The organism is Chryseobacterium indologenes (genome assembly GCA_016025055.1).
GTDB lineage: Bacteria > Bacteroidota > Bacteroidia > Flavobacteriales > Weeksellaceae > Chryseobacterium > Chryseobacterium indologenes.
On sequence record CP065590.1, the window covers coordinates 530,629 to 555,174 of the forward strand.

General features: G+C 38.0%; 17 protein-coding genes and 2 pseudogenes. 14 read left to right on the forward strand and 5 right to left on the reverse strand.

What is annotated here, in order from left to right; all coding sequences use genetic code 11:
* Nucleotides 1-157 precede the first annotated feature (157 nt).
* The 9 genes from ppk1 to H3Z85_02465 all read left to right on the forward strand — a co-directional run bounded on the left by ppk1 (nt 158) and on the right by H3Z85_02465 (nt 10,697).
* A complete protein-coding gene (gene ppk1 / locus H3Z85_02425) occupies nt 158-2,230 on the forward strand; it encodes a polyphosphate kinase 1 (protein QPQ52371.1) in 2,073 nt (690 codons plus the stop codon).
* On the forward strand, nt 2,227-3,111 hold the full coding sequence (locus tag H3Z85_02430; GenBank protein QPQ52372.1) for an exopolyphosphatase: 885 nt from the start codon (nt 2,227-2,229) through the stop codon (nt 3,109-3,111). The genes ppk1 and H3Z85_02430 overlap by 4 nt, the downstream gene beginning before the upstream one ends.
* Nucleotides 3,112-3,548: 437 nt before the next feature.
* The gene (locus H3Z85_02435) at nt 3,549-4,202 is read left to right on the forward strand and encodes an NAD-dependent epimerase/dehydratase family protein (GenBank protein ID QPQ52373.1); all 654 of its coding nucleotides are present in this window, start codon (nt 3,549-3,551) and stop codon (nt 4,200-4,202) included.
* Nucleotides 4,199-4,348, forward strand: coding sequence for a hypothetical protein (locus H3Z85_02440; protein QPQ52374.1), 150 nt, complete (start codon nt 4,199-4,201; stop codon nt 4,346-4,348). Before H3Z85_02435 ends, H3Z85_02440 begins: the two co-directional genes overlap by 4 nt.
* Nucleotides 4,349-4,493: 145 nt before the next feature.
* The gene (locus H3Z85_02445) at nt 4,494-7,532 is read left to right on the forward strand and encodes a choice-of-anchor I family protein (protein ID QPQ52375.1); all 3,039 of its coding nucleotides are present in this window, start codon (nt 4,494-4,496) and stop codon (nt 7,530-7,532) included.
* 152 nt (nt 7,533-7,684) lie between these two features.
* On the forward strand, nt 7,685-8,077 hold the full coding sequence (locus H3Z85_02450; GenBank protein ID QPQ52376.1) for a DUF3060 domain-containing protein: 393 nt from the start codon (nt 7,685-7,687) through the stop codon (nt 8,075-8,077).
* 293 nt (nt 8,078-8,370) lie between these two features.
* On the forward strand, nt 8,371-9,132 hold the full coding sequence (locus H3Z85_02455) for a hypothetical protein (protein QPQ52377.1): 762 nt from the start codon (nt 8,371-8,373) through the stop codon (nt 9,130-9,132).
* An 11-nt stretch (nt 9,133-9,143) separates the two neighbouring features.
* Complete coding sequence (locus tag H3Z85_02460; GenBank protein QPQ52378.1) at nt 9,144-9,896, forward strand: hypothetical protein; 753 nt, start codon at nt 9,144-9,146, stop codon at nt 9,894-9,896.
* A gap of 36 nt (nt 9,897-9,932) precedes the next feature.
* Entirely contained in the window at nt 9,933-10,697 is a 765-nt protein-coding gene (locus tag H3Z85_02465; GenBank protein QPQ52379.1) for a hypothetical protein, read from the forward strand.
* A 103-nt stretch (nt 10,698-10,800) separates the two neighbouring features.
* Here the strand turns inward: H3Z85_02465 and H3Z85_02470 are convergent, their stop codons facing one another.
* Complete coding sequence (locus H3Z85_02470; protein QPQ52380.1) at nt 10,801-11,049, reverse strand: NifU family protein; 249 nt, start codon at nt 11,047-11,049, stop codon at nt 10,801-10,803.
* Between the two features lie 47 nt (nt 11,050-11,096).
* Nucleotides 11,097-12,203: an Mrp/NBP35 family ATP-binding protein gene (locus tag H3Z85_02475; GenBank protein ID QPQ52381.1), complete on the reverse strand. Its 1,107-nt coding sequence runs from the start codon at nt 12,201-12,203 to the stop codon at nt 11,097-11,099.
* Between the two features lie 151 nt (nt 12,204-12,354).
* On the opposite strand from H3Z85_02475, the gene H3Z85_02480 reads away from it, so the two are divergent.
* The gene (locus H3Z85_02480; protein QPQ52382.1) at nt 12,355-12,798 is read left to right on the forward strand and encodes a hypothetical protein; all 444 of its coding nucleotides are present in this window, start codon (nt 12,355-12,357) and stop codon (nt 12,796-12,798) included.
* 73 nt (nt 12,799-12,871) lie between these two features.
* Here the strand turns inward: H3Z85_02480 and H3Z85_02485 are convergent, their stop codons facing one another.
* A complete protein-coding gene (locus H3Z85_02485) occupies nt 12,872-15,214 on the reverse strand; it encodes a TonB-dependent receptor (GenBank protein ID QPQ52383.1) in 2,343 nt (780 codons plus the stop codon).
* 95 nt (nt 15,215-15,309) lie between these two features.
* Between H3Z85_02485 and H3Z85_02490 the strand changes: the two genes are divergently transcribed.
* Entirely contained in the window at nt 15,310-18,111 is a 2,802-nt protein-coding gene (locus H3Z85_02490) for a glycoside hydrolase family 92 protein (GenBank protein QPQ52384.1), read from the forward strand.
* Nucleotides 18,112-18,301: 190 nt separating this feature from the next.
* Here the strand turns inward: H3Z85_02490 and H3Z85_02495 are convergent.
* Both H3Z85_02495 and H3Z85_02500 read right to left on the reverse strand, forming a co-directional pair.
* Nucleotides 18,302-19,028, reverse strand: a pseudogene (locus H3Z85_02495) (phytanoyl-CoA dioxygenase family protein).
* Between the two features lie 7 nt (nt 19,029-19,035).
* Nucleotides 19,036-20,286 carry a cation:dicarboxylase symporter family transporter gene (locus H3Z85_02500; GenBank protein ID QPQ52385.1) on the reverse strand — a complete coding sequence of 417 codons (1,251 nt, stop codon included), beginning with the start codon at nt 20,284-20,286 and terminating at the stop codon, nt 19,036-19,038.
* 220 nt (nt 20,287-20,506) lie between these two features.
* On the opposite strand from H3Z85_02500, the gene H3Z85_02505 reads away from it, so the two are divergent.
* The 3 genes and pseudogenes from H3Z85_02505 (at nt 20,507) to H3Z85_02515 (ending at nt 24,251) form a co-directional block, all read left to right on the forward strand.
* Complete coding sequence (locus H3Z85_02505) at nt 20,507-20,989, forward strand: BON domain-containing protein (protein QPQ52386.1); 483 nt, start codon at nt 20,507-20,509, stop codon at nt 20,987-20,989.
* A 6-nt stretch (nt 20,990-20,995) separates the two neighbouring features.
* Nucleotides 20,996-21,415, forward strand: a complete 420-nt coding sequence (locus H3Z85_02510) for an SH3 domain-containing protein (GenBank protein ID QPQ52387.1) — start codon at nt 20,996-20,998, stop codon at nt 21,413-21,415.
* Between the two features lie 94 nt (nt 21,416-21,509).
* Nucleotides 21,510-24,251 (forward strand): annotated as a pseudogene (locus H3Z85_02515) (TonB-dependent receptor).
* Nucleotides 24,252-24,546: the final 295 nt, after the last annotated feature.

A 24,546-nucleotide genomic window follows, 5' to 3' on the forward strand; every position in this document is an offset into this window, starting at 1 on the left:
TTAAAAAAACATTGATATTCAGACACTTTAAAAAGACACCATTATCATAAAAAGGAATAATTCACAATCCTCTCTAAAATTAATCAAAGTTTAACCTTAGAAATAGGGGTAAAAACTTTGCGAATTCTTATTTTTGATAAAATATATACATTTAAGAATGTCTTTACACTTTAATCCAAGAGATATTACATGGCTTGCCTTTAATGAGAGAGTTTTACAGGAAGCTATGGATGAAAAAGTTCCTTTGCATTTAAGAATACGTTTTCTCGGAATCTTCTCCAACAACCTCGATGAATTCTTCAGAGTACGTGTTGCCGGATTAAAGCGTGCCATGGATTTTAAGGAAAAAGTGATTGCTGAGTCTTTTTATCAGCCTCCATCCAAAATCCTTCAACGAATCAATGAAGTGGTCATGAGGCAACAGCTTAATTTCGACAAAACCTGGAAAAAGATCCAGACCGAAATGGCTGAACATAAAGTTTACATTAAAAACGCCAAAAATCTGACCGCAAAACAGAAAGAGTTTGTCAGAACTTACTTTGATGAAGTCGTGGAATCTAATGTAATCCCTATTCTCCTTCATGAAAACACTCCCATGCCTTACCTGAGGGACAAAAGTCTCTATCTGGGGGTAGCCATGAGAAAAAAAGACTGGCAATATTCCAGTAATTATGCTATTATTGAAATTCCTTCTCGTTTTGTCGGAAGATTCGTATTGTTGCCAACAGAAGATCCTGAAGAGAAAAATGTCATGCTTCTTGAAGATGTAATTACCTTTAACCTGCCTCACATTTTTTCCTATTTCGGGTATGATGAGTTTGCAGCCAATGCTTTTAAAGTAACAAAAGATGCGGAACTGGATCTGGATAATGATATCCGCACCAACTTCGCAGAAAAAATAGAAAAAGGACTCAAAAACAGAAGAAAAGGAAAACCTACGCGTTTCGTTTTTGACAAAGATATGGATAAAGCCCTGCTGGAGCTTCTCATCCGAAAATTGAACCTGACCAAAAAAGACAGTATTATTCCGGGAGGAAAAATCCATAATTTCAAACATTTCATGGATTTTCCTGATGTTTTTGAAGCCTATGCAAGACCCGTGGAAAGAACCTCCTTTACTCATCAGGCTTTTGAGCACGGTGAAAGAGTAACGGATGTGATTCTTAAAGAAGATGTACTGCTCACGTTCCCTTATCACAAATATAACCCGGTCATTGACCTTCTTCGTGAGGCCGCAATGGATCCCGATGTAAAGTCAATACAAATCACCGCATATCGTCTTGCAAGCAGCTCAAAGATCATCAATGCCCTGATCTATGCAGCCCGAAACGGCAAAGAAGTTACGGTAATGCTGGAACTTCAGGCAAGATTTGATGAGGAATCCAACCTGGAATGGAAAGACATGTTGGAACCGGAAGGAATCACCGTACTTGTAGGGCTCCCGAATAAAAAGGTACATGCCAAATTATGCGTTATCAAAAAGAGGGCTCACAACAAAACCATTCAGTACGGGTTTGTAAGTACCGGAAATTTTAATGAAAAAACAGCAAGAATCTACGGTGATCATTTGCTCCTGACATCAGACCGTGGCATTATGGCAGACATTAATAAAGTATTCAATGTATTAAAAAAACCGAAAGATGACTTCATTTCAGTTTTGAAAACATGTAAAAATTTATTAGTTTGCCCTCAGTTTATGCGCGAAAAGATTGTTCACCATATCGACAAGGAAATCGAGGAGGCCAAAGCCGGAAGAAAAGCTGAAATCATTGTAAAAGTAAACTCTCTAAGCGACCGTCTACTGATTGAAAAATTATATGATGCCGCCACCGTGGGCGTCACCATCAAACTTATTGTCAGGGGAATTTATTGCGCAGTAAATCAGAAAGAATTTAAAGAAAAAATAAAAGCGATAAGTATTGTAGACGAATATCTGGAACATGCCAGGGTGATGTATTTCTATAACAAAGGTTCGGAGGATCTGTATATTTCCTCGGCAGACTGGATGACCAGAAATCTTGATTACAGGATTGAAGCAGCTGCTAAAATCACTGATAAAAACCTGAAAAAGGAATTAAAAGACATTCTTGACATTCAGCTCAGAGATAATGTAAAAGCCAGAATTTTAGATAAAAAACTGAGCAATGAATATATCAGAAACGATAAAAAAGAATGCCGATCACAAATTGAAACCTATATATATTTAAAAGCTAAAACCAACAAAAAATGAAGATAGCAGCGATAGACATAGGAAGTAATGCAGCCCGACTTCTTATCAATGAAGTAAAAATAAATAACAGAAAACCTGAATTCATCAAGCTCAACCTTCTGAGAATCCCTCTCAGGTTGGGAATGGATGTTTTCACCATGGGTAAAATCGGTCACGAAAGGGAGAAAATGGTCATTGATTCTATGAAAATCTTTAGTGACCTGATGAAAATCTATAAAGTAGACCATTACAGGGCCTGCGCTACAAGTGCCATGCGTGACGCAGCCAATGGAAATGAAATCATCAGGCAGGTAAAAGATACATCGGGAATCAACATAGAGATCATCTCCGGTGACGAAGAAGCAAGTTTGGTTTTTGAAAACCATATAGCAGAAGGTCTCGACAAAGAATTCGCCTATTTATATATTGATGTGGGAGGAGGTTCTACAGAGCTTACGTTCTATGAAAACAATAAAATGGTATACGAGAGATCTTTCAACATCGGAACCATCCGTCTTCTGAATAATCTGGTTACTTTAGATAACTGGAAAGAAATGAAAGATGAGATCAAAAATAATATTGTCAGCAAAAAACCGATCGTGGCCATTGGTTCAGGAGGAAATATCAACAAAGTATTCTCCATGAGCAAAACCAAAGACGGAAAACCGATGTCACTTTCTCATCTTAAAAAAGTATACAAGGTTTTTAATGAGCTTTCTGTGGAAGAAAGGATGACCAAATACTCTCTCAGAGAAGACAGGGCTGATGTCTTGGTACCTGCGTTGAGTATTTTCAATAACGTCATGTCCTGGGCGGATATCAACAGAATCTTTGTTCCGAAAATATCTGTAGCAGACGGTTTGATTCAGAATATCTACAGCCAGCTGCAACATAAAAAATAAGTTTTCAAGAGATCAGTCATATGGAAGCCGGCATCATTGTCCGGCTTTTATTTTTCAGGAGCTGTTTCCCGCTTTCCGCTATATCTTTTTCGCCTCCCCTTTCCTCTCAGAAAAAGGATGCCGCTGCAATCGGGGCTATTTAAACAAAGGTCGCTGATTGAGTGGATAAACCCAGAAGGTTTCTGAAATCTGACAGGTTTGTTTTGATAACCATCTTATAATGTTAAAATACCTGCCGGCAGTTAAAGAAACCTCGTTATTTGACGATAAATTTTGGCTAAAGCCATTGGATGCTTTCATTTTTATTGAAAGGGCTAAAGCCCGCTGCTCCTATCTGTGATCTAATAAAAGCCTTCCTTCAGTCTTAAGCAAAAAAATTCATAACTTTAAAGTAAAGTACTTCTGTCAATCGTTATCTAACTAATAACATCAAAACAATGAACTCAATTAAAATAATTCTGACCGGTGCTACCGGAATGGTAGGAGAAGGAGTTTTAATGGAATGCCTGGAAAACCCCAATGTTTCTGAAATCCTTAGCATCAGCAGAAAACCATCCGGAAAAACTCACCCAAAGCTGAAAGAATATATTATATCCGACTTCTTGTCAATGGATTTCAATGATGAAGCCATAAAAGGATATGATGCCTGTTTCTTCTGCGCCGGAGTCAGCAGTGTTGGAATGAATGAAGAAGAGTATACCAGAATCACTTACGATACCACCATACATTTTGCCGGAGCCGTTTTGAATCAAAATCCTGAAATGGTTTTCAATTATGTCTCCGGAGCTCATACCGATCGCACAGAAAGTGGAAAGGTCATGTGGGCAAGAGTGAAAGGCAGAACAGAAAATGCTTTAAAGAAAATGAATTTCAAAGCAGTTTACAATTTCCGTCCCGGTTTTATGAAACCGGTTGAGGGTCAATTGAATGTAAAATGGTTTTTTAAACCTTTTATTTGGTTTTTTCCTGTTTTTTTACCGTCAAAATCACTAACTTTACACGAAGTGGGTAGAGCAATGATCAATGCCGTGCAAAAAGGATACCCTACCTCCACTTTAGAAATTAGAGATATTAAAAATTTAGCGATATGAGAGACATGTTAAAAAGAATAGTTCTGGTTATTTTTGTACTCTTACTTCTGACGGCCATTTCAGGATTTTTTTACATGCAGAAACATCCGCTGGAAGGAACCAAGTCAGGGAAGATTTTAAATTTTCTGGGTCAGCCTGCAAAATAACCTATTCTGAAAAACACTGTGATCTATTATTTCGTTATCGATTTTTTATTTAAAAAAAACTATTTTTTAAACATTTCTTAAAATTCCATTAAAATAGTTGCGAAACATAAAGTTCATTTTTGTATTCATATAATTGAAGTAAAAAATGATCAACAACTACCTTTTAAAAGGGTCTGTCATTGCCGCATTCTTTTTTCAGAGCGGGCTTTTCGGACAGACACTTATTCATTACTGGAATTTTAATGACAATACTTCCGCAGCTTCTATAACTGCGCCGTCCTCTACGTTGGCAAATGGTTCTATGGTAGCCATTGCAGGAGGTACCAGTGACATAGATTTTGCAGGCGGTACCGGACAGAATTTCAATATCAGTAATTCGAATGCGAGAAACGGAGACCCTTCCGGAACCCATTTAAGATTCAACAATCCTATTGGTGGAGCTTTGCAATTTAATCTGCCAACAACGGGCTACCAAAATGTTGCGGTAAAATTTACTACAAGAAGGTCCGGACAGGGAGCAGGAACCCAGTCCTGGTCTTATTCCGTCGATGGAAATACTTTTATTCCTTATCAAACCGTAAATCCTCAGGATGCAAATCCCCAGCTGATTTCGTTTGACTTCTCTGCCCTTTCAGGAGTGTCCAATAACCCGAATTTCAAATTAAAAGTGGAATTCTCGGCTACAGGAGGAGGAACAGGCGGTAATAACCGCTTTGATAACTTTACGGTAGATGCTACTTCAACGGGAGCAACAGACACAACTCCCCCTACAGTCACTTATCTTCCCATCAACAACACAAATAATGCCTCAACAACCATTAATCCTACCATTTCTTTCAACGAAAATGTCAGACTAACGGATAATTCCTCGATTAACGATTCTAATGCACAAAATCTTGCAGAGCTCCGTCTCGGAAGTTCTACAGGTACCCAAGTTCCCTTTACCACTACTTTCAGCAACAACACCATCACTATTGTTCCGACTTCCGGATTGGTGCCCGGGCAAACCTATTATCTTGCCCTTAAGCCCAATATGGTTGAAGATTTTAGTGATAACGGTATAACAGCCGTTACTTCCAGCATTTTCACCACTGCCGGAACAACGGTTTCTCTGGATAAAAACTTCATTAAAGTCAATGAAAATTCAGGAAATCTGGCATTCAAGATTAATGTAAGTAATCCTTCTTCTGCGACCGTCAATCTCGTTGTAAAACCTGCTCCATACAGCACGGCTGATCAAAATGATTTTACATTAACCAATCAGACCATCACGATCACTCCTTCCACTTCCAGTTATACAGTCAATATTCCGATTATTGATGATACCCTTGAAGAGCAGCAAGCCGAATATTTTGTGGTAAGCCTTGAAAACCCTGTCGGAGCAAGCATTTCAGGAGATAATTCATCAACAGTTTATATTATAGACAATGATAAAGCCGCTCCGGTTCCTTCTCATCAGATCCAATTGAATTATATCGGAAGCTTTGATCCTTCCGGAACGAATAACAGTTCGACGGAAATTGTTGTACATGATCCTTCCACTCAAAGGTTATTTACGATAAGTTCCATTACCGACGTTTTTGATATCATTGATTTCAGTAATCCAACATCTCCATCGGTAGTTAAAACTGTAAACATGGCTCCGTACGGTGGAATCACCAGCATTGCCATAAAAAACGGAATTATTGCCACCGCTTCGCCCAATACCGACCCGCAGCAAAATGGTTCTGTAGTATTTTTTGATACTAATGGAAATTTCCTTAAGCAGGTTACCGTAGGTGCTTTACCGGACATGATTACCTTCTCACCGGACGGCACGAAAGTAATTACAGCAAATGAAGGAGAGCCAAATAATGCTTATACTGTAGACCCTGAAGGAACTATAAGTATCATCGATATCTCAGGAGGTATTGGCAATCTTACCCAAAGCCATGTAACGACACTCAATTTCAATAATTTTGATTCACAGGTTGCTGCTCTTACTGCTACAGGGTTAAGGAAAGTGAGATCCAACAATAGCCTTTCCCAGGATTTAGAACCTGAGTACGTTACCGTAAGTGCAGACAGTCAGAAAGCCTGGGTTACCCTTCAGGAAAACAATGCCATTGCTGAAGTTGATCTTACTTCCAAAACGATTACAGGTATCTGGGGATTAGGTAAAAAAGACATGAGTCTGCCTGGTAATGGCTTTGATGCATCAGATAACAACGGTGAAGTTTTAATTGCCAACTGGCCTGTAAAAGCCTACTACATCCCCGATGCCGTTCAAAATTATAAAGTCGGAAATACGAATTACATCATCACCGCCAACGAAGGAGATGAAAAAGACCTTCCCGGATATAGTGAGAGGACAACAGTGGGAGCTGGCTCCTATATTTTAGATCCTGCTATTTTCCCGCAGTCTGCCTTATTAAAAGCATCTTATAACCTTGGAAGATTCAGAGTATCATCTGCTACGGGAAATACGGACGGAGATGCAGAGTTTGAAGAAATGGCAGCACTGGGAGCACGCTCATTCTCCATCTTCAATGCCGATACCAAACAACGGGTTTACGATAGCGGAGATCAGTTTGAAAGATATATCGCAGCCAATTACCCGCTAATTTTCAATGCAGATAATGAATCCAATACCATTAAAAGCAGAAGCCGTGCGAAAGGTCCTGAACCGGAAGGTGTGGCATTGGGAACCATAGGCGGACAAACCTACGCTTTTATTACCCTGGAAAGAACGGGCGGCGTAATGGTTTACAACATCACTGATCCTACTAATGCTATTTTTACAGATTATAAACATTCCCGAACCACTTCGGCGTATGGTGGCGATAATGGTCCAGAAGGGCTTATCTATATTGCTCCGGAAAACACAACTACAGGAAAAGGATATGTTATTATCGCCAACGAAATCAGCGGTACGCTATCGATGTATGAAGTAGCCCCGTCGCCTACACTAGGAACCGGTGAAACAAAAGACAGTCGTCCGACCTTCAATATATTCCCTAATCCTGTGAACAAAGGAAACATTCTGTATTTTAACAGAAAACAGGATTACGAATTGTTTGATATGTCCGGAAAACTGATCGGAAAAGAAAAAAATGCACTCACCATCAGTACAGCAAATCTTTCTACGGGAGTTTATCTTGTAAAAACTTCAGAAGGGCATCTCAAGAGGATTATAATAAAGTAAAACAAATAGTCTTTCTTTTTATTCAAAGCTTCGGAAATTCCGGAGCTTTTTTGGTAATAATACCGTATAATTTTAAGATCATTTAACTTTTAAACCCGGAATGGAAGATCATTTTCTTCTTATATTTACCTGCAACAAAAACCAAAATCAATATGAAAAGTATTAAAACAGCAGGAATCTTAGTCATTCTGTTCCTTGGGACCGGGACCGCTTTTTCTCAATCCAGAAAAACAGAATCTATCCATGGTGTAGAAAAAACAGATAATGACAAAAAAATACAGGTGGAAGGAGTTGGTCACAAACTTAATTACACGCTTAATGGCGGAGTTGTAGAAGTCGAAGGTGGCGACAATACTGTTATGATCAAAGGAAGTGCGAAAAAAATATCCGTTTCGGGGACTGGTAATAAAGTATACATCGATAAAGTAGATAAAATCGTTATGGAAGGTGGTAATAATACCGTCTTCTATAAAACATCCGGAACCAAAAGCGGAAAGCCTGATACGTCACTAACCGGAGTAGGCAATAAAGTAGCAAAACAATAAAGTAAAGCTTGTTGACCTATTGAAATTCAAATTCAACAATACAAAAAATATTTATTTATAAAGATTAGCTTCAGAAAATTCTGAAGCTTTTTTTATTATTTAATTCAAATTAAATCACTTTTTTTTGATTTTCATAAATTAAGAATATCACTAAATAAATGAGATATAAAAATAAAATAAGTCAAACAAAAACCACATTAAAAACAAAATATCTAAGCATATATTACAATAATTTAACTATAAAAAAGCAATAATTACATGTAATTATTCTTATTTTTAATAAAACAAAAAAAATGCAAGAAAAAAATTTCATTCTCCTTTGCATGTTCTTTTTAATTTTCGGCCATGCTCAACAAGGAGGAGTAGGGATTGGAAATACCGCTCCCAATTCGTCTGCGATCCTCGATGTCACTTCAACAAATAAAGGTTTCCAGCTTCCGGTTGTTTCTCTCACCTCAACAGCTGATATTTCTACGGTTCAGGCTCCTAAACGGGGTTTTGTCATCTATAATACAGCCGTTGCGGGTACAGGAATGTCGAGTGTCAATAAAGGATTGTATGTTTTCAACGGAACTGCCTGGGAAAAGATGTTTACGAAAGCTAATATTATAACGGAGGTTGAAAAAATTCCTTTCATTACCCCTGTTTTTGCGGCCAGTAATATTGCTACATCTTCAAGTATAGCTGGAGGTACAACGACCGGCCTTACTTTCAATACCCTTTTCAAAAACCTGCCGGCAGGTGTACAGGGTCCTGCAGGAGCCTATACCGGTTATCAGATCAAAGAAAACGGAATGTACGTGATCACTTACAATGTAGATACCAGAAACACGACAGGAGATATTAACGGCAGCTCTGCCCTGTTTGTTCAAAAGAACGGAGCTACCGTATGTACGTATGCTATGGAAAGAGATTACCAGTTTGCAGGCTTATCCAGTACCTGTACTTTAGAGCTCGTCATTGGAGATACTATTTCCTTCAGTGTTCAGTCTAACGGTACGAATTATCAGATAGGCAACACCAATGTATCTATTTCTAAAATATTAAACAACTAAATATGGTAATTATGAAAACACGTCTTTTCTGCCTGTCTTTTCTGCTGTTTGTTTCACAACTGTATTTTGGCCAGTTTGTCATAGGATCTACCAATGTTTCACCGGGAGCTATTGTAAAATTAGATGCTAATAATAAGGCTCTGAGAATTCCTAACCTGGCTATAACGGCCCGAAACAGTACAACGACACCCATTACTGCTCCTGCTCTAGGGGTGATGCTTTATAATACATCCATGGATATTAATAATGATTTAACTCCTTCCCTCGCTTATTGGGGAAGTGATAATCAATATCATTCACAGGCAACATCCACTGCTACTGAAAGTATTATTTCCTCAGCTAATATCCCATTGTTGATTTTCTCCGCAAATATAGGCCAAAAGCCTTATACTGTATTAGGTACTGCCAGTGGAGGAAGTGCCACTCCACTTACTTTAACTTCCCAGGAAATTCTTGTGGACAAATATTCAGGATGGAACCTGGGAACCAGTCAATATACAGTTCCTTCTACGGGAATTTATCTGGTAGAATTTGTATCGGTTATGTCTAATACTGCAAATTCAGGGGGAACCAGTACTAACAGGCTGTTGGATAACGGATCATTTATTGGCTTTGTTTCGGGCAGATTTGTACTCAACAGAATGTACACTACTTTAATTAATACCCGAAATCTCACTGTAAACCATCTTCTTAGCTTTCAATATTCTTATACAGCAGGTAATTACAGAATGGAATCAGGGACAATAAACATTTATAAATATTAAAATATGGGCTCAAAATATAAATTTATATATATACTCTTGCTTATCAGTACCGGTTTAGCAAAAGCGCAAGTAGGAATAGGTACTTCAACGCCTGATCCGGGAACAATTTTAGACTTGGTAAGCCCTAATAAAGGATTATTGATTCCGAGGGTACAGTTATCCGGTAGTAACGATACCTCGACCGTTCCGGTTATTTCATCTGCAACATCAACGGATCAGGGACTGCTGGTTTATAATCTTCAGAATTCCGGTACTGCACCCAATAATGTCCTTAAAGATACTTTTTATATTTGGACAGGGACTCAATGGGAGCCAATCGCAGAGGTAACAGATACCCGTACGGAAATCAATAACCGAAATATTACTGAGCTGGTATTTACCGGAAGCCCCAGCGCCTCGACAACAGCCTACACTGCCACTGCTTACTCTCCGTGGACTACTTTAGACTTTGCTACAGAACGTGTTGATATCGGTAATGTACATACTGCAGGCACATTTACAATACCTACTACAGGATTATATTCGTTTTCAGGAATTGTTCAACTGGGAATATCCACAACTTCGGGTACAGCAAAGACCTTTGCAGCGCAGATCATTAATACAAGTACTTCCACCGTATTGGCGACATCCTACTTTGGAACCGGTGGCGGAGGGAACGGAGGGAGTATGCCACTGTATTGGATGGGAAATCTTACAGCCGGAACGCAAATCCAGATTCAATACAGAATGCGGGACACCACCAGTAGTAACTTAAGTGTCAATGTTATCTCCAATATTTCATTAAGAAATCATTTTAATTAAAATAAAACGACAAGCTTTTTAAAAGGAGCTTAATTATATTTTTCATCAAAAAAAGACAGGCCTTGCAAAAAGCCTGTCTTTTAAAAATATATCAGATATAATTTTATTCTACGTTAACTACCTTTTCGATTTCCGGAGCATGTTGTTTAATGGTATTTTCTACACCTAGTTTTAGGGTTGAAAAATTCAAAGAACATCCGGAGCAGTTACCCAAAAGTTTTACAAAAACCTGATTATCTTTCACGTCAATAAGCTCTATATCACCTCCGTCTTTATTCAAAAACGGTCTGATGCTTTCCAGAGCTTCCATTACTCTTGTTACAGTATCTTCGTGTGTTATGTTTGTTTCCATATTTTTTCAGTTCAATTCGGTTTTTTCAAATGTAATTTGAAATGTTATTATTTTGCTTTTGGAGAACATCCGGCCATTGTTGAGATCTTCACAGCTTCAGTAGGAGGAAGGTTTTTATTTCTTTCCACCAAGCTTTCCACCATCTTTCTTGCAGTTTCTGTATAGATTTCCGCAATTTTAGAATCTTCCTGCAGTGCAGCCGGTCTTCCTACATCTCCTGCTTCTCTGATATTTTGGATCAATGGTATCTCTCCCAATACAGGAATACCTAAATCTTCTGCCAGATATTGTGCTCCCTGGTTTCCAAAGATATAATATTTATTGTCAGGCAATTCTTCCGGTGTAAAATACGCCATATTTTCGATTAATCCAAGAACCGGAATATTAATGCTTTCCATCTGGAACATCGCAATACCTTTTCTTACGTCTGCCAAAGCAACATGCTGAGGTGTACTCACAATCACAGCACCGGTTACAGGAACTTCCTGGATAATAGACAAATGAATATCACCGGTTCCCGGAGGAAGGTCAATCAACAAAAAGTCTAATTCTCCCCATGCAGCATCTCTGATCATCTGATTTAATGCTTTCGAAGCCATTGGGCCTCTCCACACTACCGCTTGGTTAGAGCCTGAGAAATATCCGATAGACAGCATTTTTACCCCATAATTCTCGATAGGTTTCATCAGGTTCTTACCGTTTACTTCTACCGAAATTGGTTTTTGCCCTTCTGTATCGAACATGGTAGGAACTGAAGGACCATAAATATCAGCGTCCAATAATCCTACTTTAAAGCCCATTTTAGCCAGAGTCACTGCCATATTTGCAGAAACTGTAGACTTCCCTACTCCTCCCTTACCGGAAGCAATAGCGATAATATTTTGAATTCCGGGAATTTGCTTTCCTTTGATCTGACTTTGCTGAATTTCACTAGGTTCCGGAGAAACGATTTTAAGTTTTAAATGAATATCTTCTCCAAACTCACTGGCAAAAGCCTGCTTCATAGCGGCTTCCAGCTTTTTCTTTTCGTGCATGGCAGGCGAATGGGCAGTCATGTCAATATATACATCATTACCCATAATCTGAAGATTATTCACCAAGTCGTCTACTTCTATTTCTTTAAGGAAATCTTGAACCTTTTCTTTCGTCAACATACTAAATATAAATTGTTCACAAATTTACGCTTTTTTTTGATAATTTAGAATCAATAAAATCTATAACATCAGGTGATAAATAAGATCAGTAAAAATTTTATCCTGCTATTTTTTACCTTAGTCAAACTAACCCTACCTTAAAACAAAACCAATGAAAGTCAATACATACCCCTCAAAACAGGCAGTTCCAAAAGGAATTTTCAATGTTGGCACCACCAGCTTCAAGTGGTATAACCTGGCAGAAGATCCTGATCAGGTTTCAAAACAAGATATTAATCATGCTAAAATATGCATTGAGAATGCTCAGGAAAAATTCCAGGACATTGAGGATCTAGGTTTTGTCATTATGCACCGGTGCGGAGAAAAGTACCTTCTCTTAGTCTGCACATGGCGAAGCGAAAATGAATTATGGGAAAGTGTTTATTACGACGGTTCCGGCCGGTTTGAAGTCTGGGACAGAAATAAAAATCATCATCCTACCTATTGCGTCTGGGAGATGGGAATTGTCTATCATGAATCTCAGGCATGGAAAAAATATCTCGGAACGGCCAGAGAAAAGGAAAATCAGAAGAATTACCTGAACGACTTTTTTTGAGGGCGAGGTATAAAGAGTGGAAAAAGCCGGAAGCAGGAGGCAGGAAATATTTTCCGCCTCCATTCTCCCTTTTCTAGTTTACTCTGTTCTTCTCATCGAATTTCACATTACGGTCTGCTCCTTTTACTTTTTTATTTCCGAAAGTATAAGTAGCCGATACCGTCAGCCTTCTTGCATCATAATAATTGTTGAAAGAGTGCGTTCCGCTGGTATAAAAGATCTGTCCCAAACTTTTGGCTTGTTTGAATATATCAGAAACCGTTGCATTGATCTGTAAATTTTTCTCCATCAAACTTATCTTTATTCCGGTAGTAAAGTTGCCCAGATATTCCCAGCGTATATTCCCGGAATTGGAAGGCAGGCGCATCCAATAGTTGGCGATCAGCTGAATGGTTTTACTTTTATTTAAGGATATATTGTTCTGAAAATTAAATTCATATCCACTTCCCTTCCTTGAGGCAGCATCCGTAGCAAAAACGTTGGTTTCCATATAGGATAAATCTGCCGCATAATTCAGTTCCCACAATCTGAAAAAAGTGTCAGAATAATTGATGGTCAGGCCGAGGCTGTTTTGGTTATAATAATTTTCGAAAGTACTGATTTTGTTTTCATCTTTCAGATTCGTAAGCTGTCCAAACGCATCCAAAGACCTTTGAAAATAAAATGAGGTTGATAATTTTCCCTTATAAACATGAGAAAACTCAAAATTATGATTAATGGAAGGCTGTAGAAACGGATTTCCCGTAAAATAAGAGTTGATATTGGTGTACCAGCGATAGGGATTGATGGCCCGGAACCCCGGTCTGTTGATACGTTTTGAGTAGCTCAGGTTAAAAGTATGATTCTCATTACTTTTATACGAAATATAGGCGGTAGGGAAAAATTTACCGTAGGAATTTTCTGTTTGCTGCCCCGATATCAGCGAATATCCGGTTATTGTAGAATATTCATACCGGAGCCCAGCCTTTGCTGACCATTTTTCGTTGAACGACTTTTCAAAACTGATATAGGCTGCATAATTTTTCTCCTGGTATTTAAACTCGTTGCTTTTTACCGGATCTGTTACATACTTTCCATCGATAAAATTTTGATAGGATATTTGTGAATTGTTATCAAAATTGGTGAATTTCACCCCGGCTTCCGTTTTAGCAAGCTGAAAAGGCAAGGTAAGATCTGCCTGGCCTGAGTATATTTTATAGTCAACCGTTGAAGGTGATTTTACAATAGATCCCTGTCCGGAATTTTCTCTCGTCACAAAATCAATGGTTGTTTCCGGATTATTTGAGAAATAATTTCCTGTGATGCTTAGTTTATGCTCTTGTTTTCCAAATTTTATATCATAATAGGCGCTTATCGTTTGCTGGGTAGTTTTTGCCCTGTGTTCTGCAGACGTTAACAAGGTATTGGTGTAGTTTTCATTCCTGAAATAGTCTGACGTATTGATAATATCCATATTAGAATGTCCGAATCCGTAGTCATAGATAAATCCTGCATTAGATTTAGAATTCAGCTGATAATCAAGACTAAAATTGGCACCTGCACCGTCCCCGAAATCTCTTCTGCTATCTGAACTTCTGAGGCCTTCGGCTCCTTCTATTCTGTAATTTTCATAAGAATGTTTTTCACTTTTATTCTGTCTCAGTTTTAGTGAAGAACGCATTTTTTCATTCTGATAATTGATTGTGGCACTGTTTGAGGTTCCCGTGTAGGTTTGTTGCTGAAGTGTGGTTGTAATACTACCGCTCCATCCAAGGTTTTGATTTTTCTTCAGCACAATATTGATCAGGCCGCTGTTTCCCTGTACCTCATATTTTGCAGGAGGAGTAGTAATTACTTCTATCTTTTCAATATTTTCGGATCGGAGACTTTTAAGATAAGTGACAAGCTCGGCCCCGGATAAATTCAGTATTCTCTCGTTGATCATGATGGCCACTCCGCTTTTCCCGGCAATTGAAACGCCTGAATTATCATCTACTTTCACCAAAGGTGTCGTAGCCATTGCATCTGCCCCGTCCATCCCCTGGGAAGCCACTGAATTGGCTACATTAAAAACCAATCGGTCTGCCTTTCTTTCAATTAATTTTTTTCTGGCTGTAAGCGTCACCCCTTCGATTTGCTTTTCTACCTTTTTTTCAAGGAAAAAATCCTGTTTTACATCCCCCTGTACCGAAATATCCCTTCTGGATACTTCTTCACCATCCCTGATAAGTTTGAGAATATAATTTCCGTTTTCTGAAAGCTTAAGGGAATAGCTGCCTTTTTCATCAGAAATAGCCGTCTGATTTTTCTGATCTTTTGTCACTACCACCTCAACATAGGGAGCTATATTTCCGTCATGTAAAATTTTTCCCGTAATACTCTGTGAAAATGCGAGCACCGGCAACACCATTAGCGCAATACCTATTGTTTTCTTCATTGATTCTACTAGTTTGTAATATGACAATCCATTTGCCTGATTTATTACGTCAATCTTGTTGTTTTTCGATATATTCGCTTTTACAAAATTGAAATATGAAAAAAAAGCTGGTTATATTTTCTTTGTTTATGACTCAGGTGATATGCGCTCAAAATTATTCACAATATGTCAATCCATTGATCGGAACCGGAGGCCATGGACACACTTTTCCCGGAGCTACAGTCCCTTTCGGGATGGTGCAATTATCTCCCGATACCAGAATAGACGGGAGCTGGGACGGATGCAGCGGTTATCATTATTCGGATTCTGTTATCTATGGTTTTTCTCATACTCACCTCAACGGAACGGGAGTTTCAGATTACGGAGATATTATGCTGATGCCTACTATGGGAAATCCCGGTCTCCATCCTAAAGATTATTCTTCCAAATTTTCACACAAAAACGAAAAAGCAACGGCGGGTTTTTATGCTGTCAGATTAGATAAAAACAATATTGATGTCCGTCTTACCACAACCAAAAGAGTGGGATATCACGAATATACTTTCAATAATCCGGGAAATGCTAATATTATTTTAGATCTCAACCATCGGGACAAACTTCTGGAGGGTGAGGTAAAAATTATTGACGACAAAACGGTTGAAGTATTCAGAAGAAGTGAAGCCTGGGCCACCAATCAATATATCTATGCCAGAATTGAGTTTTCAAAACCTATGAAAATTTCGAAAGCTGAAGCCAACGGAAAGCAGGAAAGTAAATATTTCGCAGGCACAAAACTCGCTTTGGCATTCTCAAGCGATGTTAAAAAAGGAGAAAAGATCAGTGTAAAAGTAGCGCTTTCTCCTACAGGATATGAAGGAGCCGGAAAAAATATGCTGGCAGAAGGAAAATCATCAGATTTCGGAGCGATAAAAAAGCAGGCTGAAGCAGATTGGGATCAGGAACTTTCAAAAATAGAGGCTAAGTCTAATGATAAAAATAAATTAGCCGTTTTTTACACTGCAATGTACCATGTTTTCACGCAACCCAATATCAATATGGATGTCGACGGAAGATACAGAGGAAGAGATAATAAACTTTATACAGCCAAAGATTTTGATTATTATACCGTATTTTCTCTTTGGGATACTTTCAGAGGTGCACATCCACTGATGACGTTAATCGACAGAAAAAGAACGGCAGATTTCATCAATACCTTTATCAAACAATACGAACAGGGAGGAAAACTTCCGGTATGGGAACTGGCATCGAATGAAACAGAATGTATGATCGGGTACCATTCCGTTTCAGTGATTGCTGATGCTATGGCTAAAGGGATCAAGGGTTTTGATTACGAAAAAGCATTTCAGGCTTCCAAAAGCTCTGCCATGCAGGATATTTTCGGTCTAAATGCCTACAAACAGAACAACTACATCAGCATGGATGATGAGTCTGAAAGTGTCTCCAAAACCGTAGAATATGCCTATGATGACTGGTGTATTGCCCAGATGGCAAAGATTTTGGGCAAAAAAGAAGATTACCTGTATTTTATGAAACGTTCCCAAAACTGGAAAAATCTTTATAATCCTAAAAACGGGTTTATGCAGCCAAGAAAGAATGGCAACTGGTATGAGCCTTTTGATCCGAGAGAGGTGAATAACAATTATACGGAAGGAAATTCATGGCACTATTCTTATTCTGTACAGCAGGATATTCCGGGACTCATTACAGCCCACGGCGGAAAAGAAAAATTCGAACAGTTTATTGATGCTATTTTTACTGCACCGGACAAAACCACAGGGAGAGAACAGGCCGATATTACGGGATTAATAGGACAGTATGCGCAGGGAAATGAACCGAGCCATCATATTGCTTACCTGTATAATTTTGTAGATAAGCCGGAAAAAACAGATGCCAAAATAAAATATATTCTGGACAACTTTTACAAGAATACTCCTGACGGACTCATCGGAAATGAGGATTGCGGCCAGATGAGTGCATGGTATATTCTGAGTGCTATGGGGATTTATTCTGTCACTCCCGGACTGCCTGAATGGGAAACCACTACGCCTTATTTTGATGAAATTAAAATACATCTTGAAGACGGTTCTACCAGAACCATTACGAAAAATACCGGCAGGGCAGAACTAAAAAGATTGGGATTTGAAAATATGGTACCTGTGAAGGATTTAAAATATACCCAGCTTATACCTTCTCCGGTGATTTCCGCAGACAGAATCTTTGATTTCTCCACCAAAGTAGAAATTGCGCCATTGGACGCAGGAGACAAAGTCTATTATATGACAATCGATGACAGCGATGCGAATAAAAGAAAGACATTCATTCCTTACAAGGGCCCCTTTTCTATTACCAAAAGTACCCAGGTCCACGCCTATGCTGAAAGAAAAGGAGAAAAAAGCTCAGTAACGGTAGCCCACTTTAACAGAAGACCAAATTACTGGGAAATCAATACCCTATCAAAAGCTACTCCCCAATATACTGCTAATGGCAAGCTGGCTCTTATTGACGGAATCAGAGGAGATATTAACTGGAGAAAAGGAGAATGGCAGGGATATCAGGGGCAAAACTTTGAAGCGGTCATAGATTTTAAATCTCCCCAGCAGATTACCAATATATCGTCTACCTATCTTCAGGACAGCAAAGCATGGATCCTGATGCCCAAAAAAGTAGAATATTACGCTTCGATGAATGGCAAAGATTTTATTCTGCTCAAAACCATCGATAATACAATTGATCCGAAAGATGAAAAAGTACAGATTAAAGATTTCTCCGGAGATATTCTTCCTACAGAAGCACGATACATCAAAGTAAAAGCTTACTATTCCGGTAAACTTCCGGAATGGCATCAGGGAGCCGGAGGTGAGGCCTATATTTTTATTGATGAAATTTCTGCCCATTAAGGAAAATCGAACAGTGAAACCTGAAGTTATTACTTGAAAAATTACTTTTTAAAGTCAACTTATAAAAATTTTCAGGTTTGGATACATTGATCAGATATACTGATATTGATCCATAGACTTTCAGTACTTCCTTATTCAGCATTCAGCTTCTTATAAAAAATTGCCCTTCGAAAATTCGAAGGGCGATTTTTTATCCATTCATTTTTTCAGACCATTTCAGGGCTTCAGGAAGTTCCATATCAGAAAATTCTATGTGTATTACCCTTCTCTTCTTACCGTTGGTTGTCCTGTTGGAACCGTGAAGAGTAAGAGGTTTCATTAGCATTATTCCGCCTTTCCGCACATTGCAGATATTTTCTGTTTCTACCTTCCAATCGATAGTCTCGGGTCGGTAAATACCTTTAGAATGAGATTCTGGAATCACTTTCAGTGCCCCATTATTTTCGTCGGTATCATCCAGATGAATCCTGATGGTATAGATATTTTCCAAAATATCCATTGGAGGTTGTACTGCAAACTGATTTTGCTTGGTTGTCCAGGGGCCGAAACCCTGCAATTCCATCTTTTTATCCACAGAAATGGTGAGGTCCTGATGATAGGCTACATACCAATTGGAAGTTTCCGGTTTATCAAAGTAGATGCTTTTTACAACAAAATATTTTTCACCAAAGATTTCCCGGATAACCTTTTTAAGATTTTCAGTAAAAATCAGTTCTTTAATGTCCGGGATTTCTTTTTAAAAACTGTCTTATCGCAAAGAGGTCTTCAGATTTTCTGAAATTCTCTCTTGACGTATCTATGCTGCTGAGAACATTAATTATTTCTTCAACTTCATCATCTGAAAACACTGTATTGATAACAGAAAAGCCATATTTGTCAATATGGCTTTTGTATAGTTCTAAGTTTTTTACACTCATTGTTGTTTTAAACTTTATCTAACGGTTCAGTTAATTGTCCTTCCCATTTTGATACGGCAGATGTCGCCAGTGTATTGCCTAACACATTGGTCATACTTCTTCCCATATCACAGAAGTGATCAATTGGTAAAATTAAGGCAATTCCCTCCGGTGGAATTCCGAACATAGAACAGGTCGCTACAATAATCACTAAGGAAGCTCTTGGCACCCCTGCAATTCCTTTTGAAGTAAGCATTAACACCAGAAGCATCGTGATCTGCTGTCCCAGAGTCATTTCAATTCCATAGATCTGTGCGATGAAAATAGACGCGAATGTCATATACATCATACTTCCGTCAAGGTTAAAAGAATATCCTAACGGCAGGATAAAAGATACAACTCTGCTGTTACATCCGAATTTTTCAAGTTCTTCTACCAGTTTAGGGAATACTGCTTCAGAACTTGTCGTGGAAAAGGCAATCAGTAAAGGTTCTTTAATTCTCTTCATTAAGTCGAAAAGACGGTTCCCCAGGATCAGGTATCCCACAATCAAAAGAACGATCCAAAGAACTCCAAGGGCAAAGAAGAAGTCTCTAAGATAAATGGCATACACTTTAAATATTTCAAAACCATTGGTTGCCACTACAGCTGCAATAGCTCCCAATACTCCAAACGGAGCAAACCACATGATATATCCTACCATTTTAAGGATAGCATGGGCAATAATATCAAAAAGCTTCACAACAGGCTGCGCATACGCTTCTCCAAGATTAGCCAAAGCAATCCCGAACATAATAGCAAATACGACAATCTGCAAAACTTCGTTGGTAGCAAAAGCTTCAAATAAACTTTTAGGAATCATATGTTTCACGAAATCTTCCATAGAAAAGCTTTTACTGCTTTTAAGAAGGTCTTCCGCTGAAGAAACATCCTGAATAGGGAGTTTTGTTACATGTCCCGGCTCCAGCCAATTCACCAGCATCAATCCGATAAAAAGTGAAACCAAAGAAGCCGAAATAAACCAAAGCATTGCTTTCGTTCCTACTCTTCCGATCATTTTGATATCACTCATTTTAGCAATTCCCACTACCAGAGTTGTAAAAACCAAAGGTGCTATTATCATCTGTACCAGCCTGATGAAGACTGTTCCCAACAATTTGATATTCTTGGAAAAAGGTTCTGCACTTTCCGGATATTTTACGTGTACTATGCCTCCGATTCCTACTCCCAGAACAAGGGCAATGACAATCGCTATAAAAAGTTTATTCTGTCCTTTCATATATATAGTTCAATTTGCGCAAATATAATGGTTTTTCAATTGACACAAGATTTTATTCAAATTAGGATGTATAAGGTATTCCGTTTTGAAACATAAAAATTAATTAGCTGGTTTAGAAAATATTGTAAAAAAATTAAGAAACATTTATTGAATTTTTATTCCTTTGGTATAAATTTTATTGTTACATTTGATTGTATAACAACATTAATAAATATACAATATGAAAAAAACTATCGCAATGGCTGCATTAGCTGTAGCTGTATCTTTCGGAGCGGTTTCTTGTAAAAAGAAAATTTCTGATGCCGACCTTCAGACTCAGGCTACTACTGTAGTAACTTCTAATCCCGGTGCTTCTGTTGAAGTAAAAGAAGGTGTAGCTCACTTAAGCGGAACTTTTGCTGACCAACAGTCTAAGGATGCCACGATTGCTAAACTAAAGGCAATCAACGGAGTAAAAGACGTAATGGATATGTCTACTATAGCTGCAGCACCTGCACCAGTTGAAACTACTTCTGCTGTAGATCCTGCTGTTCAGAAAAAAGTTCAGGATGCAGTGAAAGATTTCCCTACTGTAAAAGTAGAAGTTGTAAACGGACAACTGACTCTTACAGGAAATGTTTCTGCTCAACAGGCAAGAAAAATCAAAGAATCTGTAGATGCTTTGAAAATCGGAAAGTATAACAATAACCTAATTGTAAAATAATTTAAGATGAGCGAATTACAAGATAAATATTCAAGCGTAGTTTCTGCAGCACAATCTGCAGGGATTTCAAATCTTCAGGTTCAGGAGCAGGACGGAATTCTTTATGTTTCCGGAAATGCATCCAATACTTCTGCTAAAGACGCTGTTTGGAATGCTTTAGGAGCTATTGATTCTACCTATTCTGCTTCAGATATCAATATCGATGTACAGGTTGCTGGTCTTGCGTCAGGAGCATCTTTAACGGTAGCGACTGACGAATCTAACCTTAACATCAGACAGGAGCCTTCTACGGAAGCTGCTGTTGTAGGTAAAGCTGCCAAAGGTTCAGCCGTAACTTTAATCGAACAAACTTCTGATGACTGGTGGAAAGTAAAAACTGCTGACGGTCAGGAAGGATATGCTTATTCAAGATATTTGAGAGCATAATTTTGCAGAAAATCTAATTTTCAAGAAATATTTTAAAAGAAACATCCCTATGTTGGGATGTTTTTTTATTTTTAGCCGTTGGAAAAATGACGCAATGAAGAAAATCTTATTATTTTTGATCTTGGTATCCACACCATTTATTTTGCATGCTCAAAAACTACATATTGACGGCAAAGTATCGGATTTTGATAAAAAGCCTGTAGAAAATGCCACGGTATATTTGTTGAAAGAAAAAGACTCTTCCATTGTTAATTATACGTCCACCAACAAAGAGGGGAGATTTTCTCTTAAAACGGACAGGATCAGCGAACCTTCTTTTCTGAAAATTGATGCTGAAAAATTATCTTCCTATTCAAAAAAAGCTGGACAACGTCACAGAATCATTATCCTTGGAAGATATTCAGCTTGATAAGAAAACTATCATCAACAAGATTGATGAGGTAAAAATCACAGTATCTCCCGTTAAAATAAAAAAGATACTATAGAATTTAACGCATCATCTATCAAAGTGCGTCCCGACAGCAAAATTGAAGAACTTCTGAAACAGATCCCCGGTGTGGAAATCAGCAATGAAGGTAAAATAACAGCCAACGGAAAAGAAGTTGACCAGATTATGATTAACGGAAAACCCTTCTTCGATAAAGACGGCAAATTAGCCCTTCAGAACCTTCCGGCAGATATCATCAAAAACATTCAGTTTACCACCACCAAAACCAAAGAGGAAGAACTGAGCGGAAAAACACCCAAATCCAAGAATACGACCATCAATTTTAATATTGATGAAAAGAAAAATAAAGGATTGCTCACCAGAATCACCGTCGGATATGGTTCGGATAAACGCTATGAAACAAGTGGGTTGATCAGTTATTTTAAAGGAGATACTAAAATCAGTCTGCTGGCCTCTTCAAACAATATCAATTCTCAAGGATTTTCTCGAGATGAAGTTTTTGACAGTATGGGAAGCGGAAGGAATTCCTGGATGGGTTCCGGAGGTTCCGGAAGCAGCCAGAATGGAGGAAATAAGGGAATTCAAAAATCTTCCACCATAGGCCTGAATTATAGTGATAAATTGGGAAAAGATGCGGACCTGGACTCGTTCAGTCTAATGTATAATGATTCTGATACAGAAACTAAATCCAAAGTTTCAAGATCTACTCTTCTTCCACAGTATACCCTTCAGACGCAATCCGAAAATGAAGGCAATAATGAATCCAGACAATATAGTTTTACTTCTTCGGCAAAAATAAAACTGGACTCTCTGACGAATATTTATATTTCTCCCGGGTTTACAAAAAACAGAAGCCTTGCGGTTACCCGTTCAAAATCATCAACTTTAAGGGGCGATGCTTTAGTGAATGAAAGTAATTCGTATTCGAGCAATGAATCGGAAAACAATGCTTTTACACCGAGTATTTATTTCTCCAAAAAATTCAAGAAGGAAAGAAGGGTAATTTCTTCTTCCATCAACACTACCATTTCAGAATCCAAAACGAATAATCTGAGTCAATCTACGAATTTATTTTATCAGGATTCCGGAAATACTTCTGACAACAGAGACCAATTAACAAAAAATAAAAATCAGAATAATAATTTTGCTTTTACTGCAGGTTATACCGAACCTGTTTCTGATTCGGCCACAGTAAGTTTTGAGGTAAAGTATGAAAACAGGGGGACTAATGAACTGCGAAATGTAAATGATTTTGATAATGCCACCGGCCAATACTCGAAATATAATATGCTTTTGTCTAAAAGTATGAAGCAAAGAATTAATCAGATTTCACCTGAAATGACTTTTCAGCTCAGCAAAAGAAAACTGAATCTATGGGCATCGGTGAACCTTGATGTTTCGGATATGAATGTAAATTCCGTTTTCAATGGCCAGCAGTACAGTCTTCAGAAAAATTTTGCTCTTCCCGGATATAATCTTAATTTTTACTATCAGTTTTCTGAAGGCAAAAGCTTTAGCATCTATAACTACTCCAATTTCACTATCCCCAGCGCAGAACAACTGACTCCTTACCGGGATGAATCAAACCCCTTAAGCACCTACACCGGAAATCCTGATTTGAAAAATACATGGACCAATAATTTATCATTTTATTTCAGCAATTATAACAGGATAAAGAATATAAGCTATTACATCAATGTAGGTTTTACTTACAGAAATAACGATATTATCAATTATTCCAAATATGATGACGCCGGGAAACAGATTGTCACTTATGATAATGTGAGCGGAAACAAAAATATCAATGCGGGCGGAGGCTTAACGAAAACCTTTAAATGGAAAGATTATAAATTTTCCATTAGTCCAAGATTTACAATGACTTATAATTATAACAATGGCTTTATTAACGGACAGGCCTATACCAGCCATTCTTACAACCTCAATCCGGGAATGAATCTTGTGTATGAAATCAAAGACAAGATGACTATAAAGCCTTCATATCGTCTTGGATACAGCTTTTCCAACTACCTCAATTACAATGTTGACAGGGTCAACACAGCCAATCAATCTTTGAAACTGGAATTGACTAACTATCTGTTCAAGGGAAGATTTGTTTTCGGAAATGATTTTGAATACAATACCAACTCCAATATTGCCCCAGGTTTCAAAAAGGATTTCTATTTCTGGAATACGAGCTTAGGATATTCGTTCTTTAACAAACAATTCACTGCAAAAGTTAAAATTTATGACATTCTGAATCAGAATCAAAGCGTGAGAAGAACCATTACAGATTCTTATTTCGAAGACAGGGAAGATCTTATCTTGAAACGATACATCATGTTCTCGATCAGTATGAAGCTGAATAAATTTGCAGGTAAAAAGATGTAAACACCATACTTTTATATATTTTCTGATTATGGCCGGGATTTTTCCGGCTATTTTTCTATCTGCTATGCGGGCCGTAAGCGAAGCCATCTCATTCATTAAGTATATAAATTTCCTTTGCATGAGCCTGTTCCTATCATTTTGATACAATGATTCTCCATTTCAATCATAGATTTTATGAAAAATATTGATCAGATTTACCCATGAATGCATAATCATATTCCGTTTTTAAAGGAAGATTCACAGAATAAGCGATAATAAGAGCATTTTTATTTCTAAATTAGCCGTAAATTTTTTT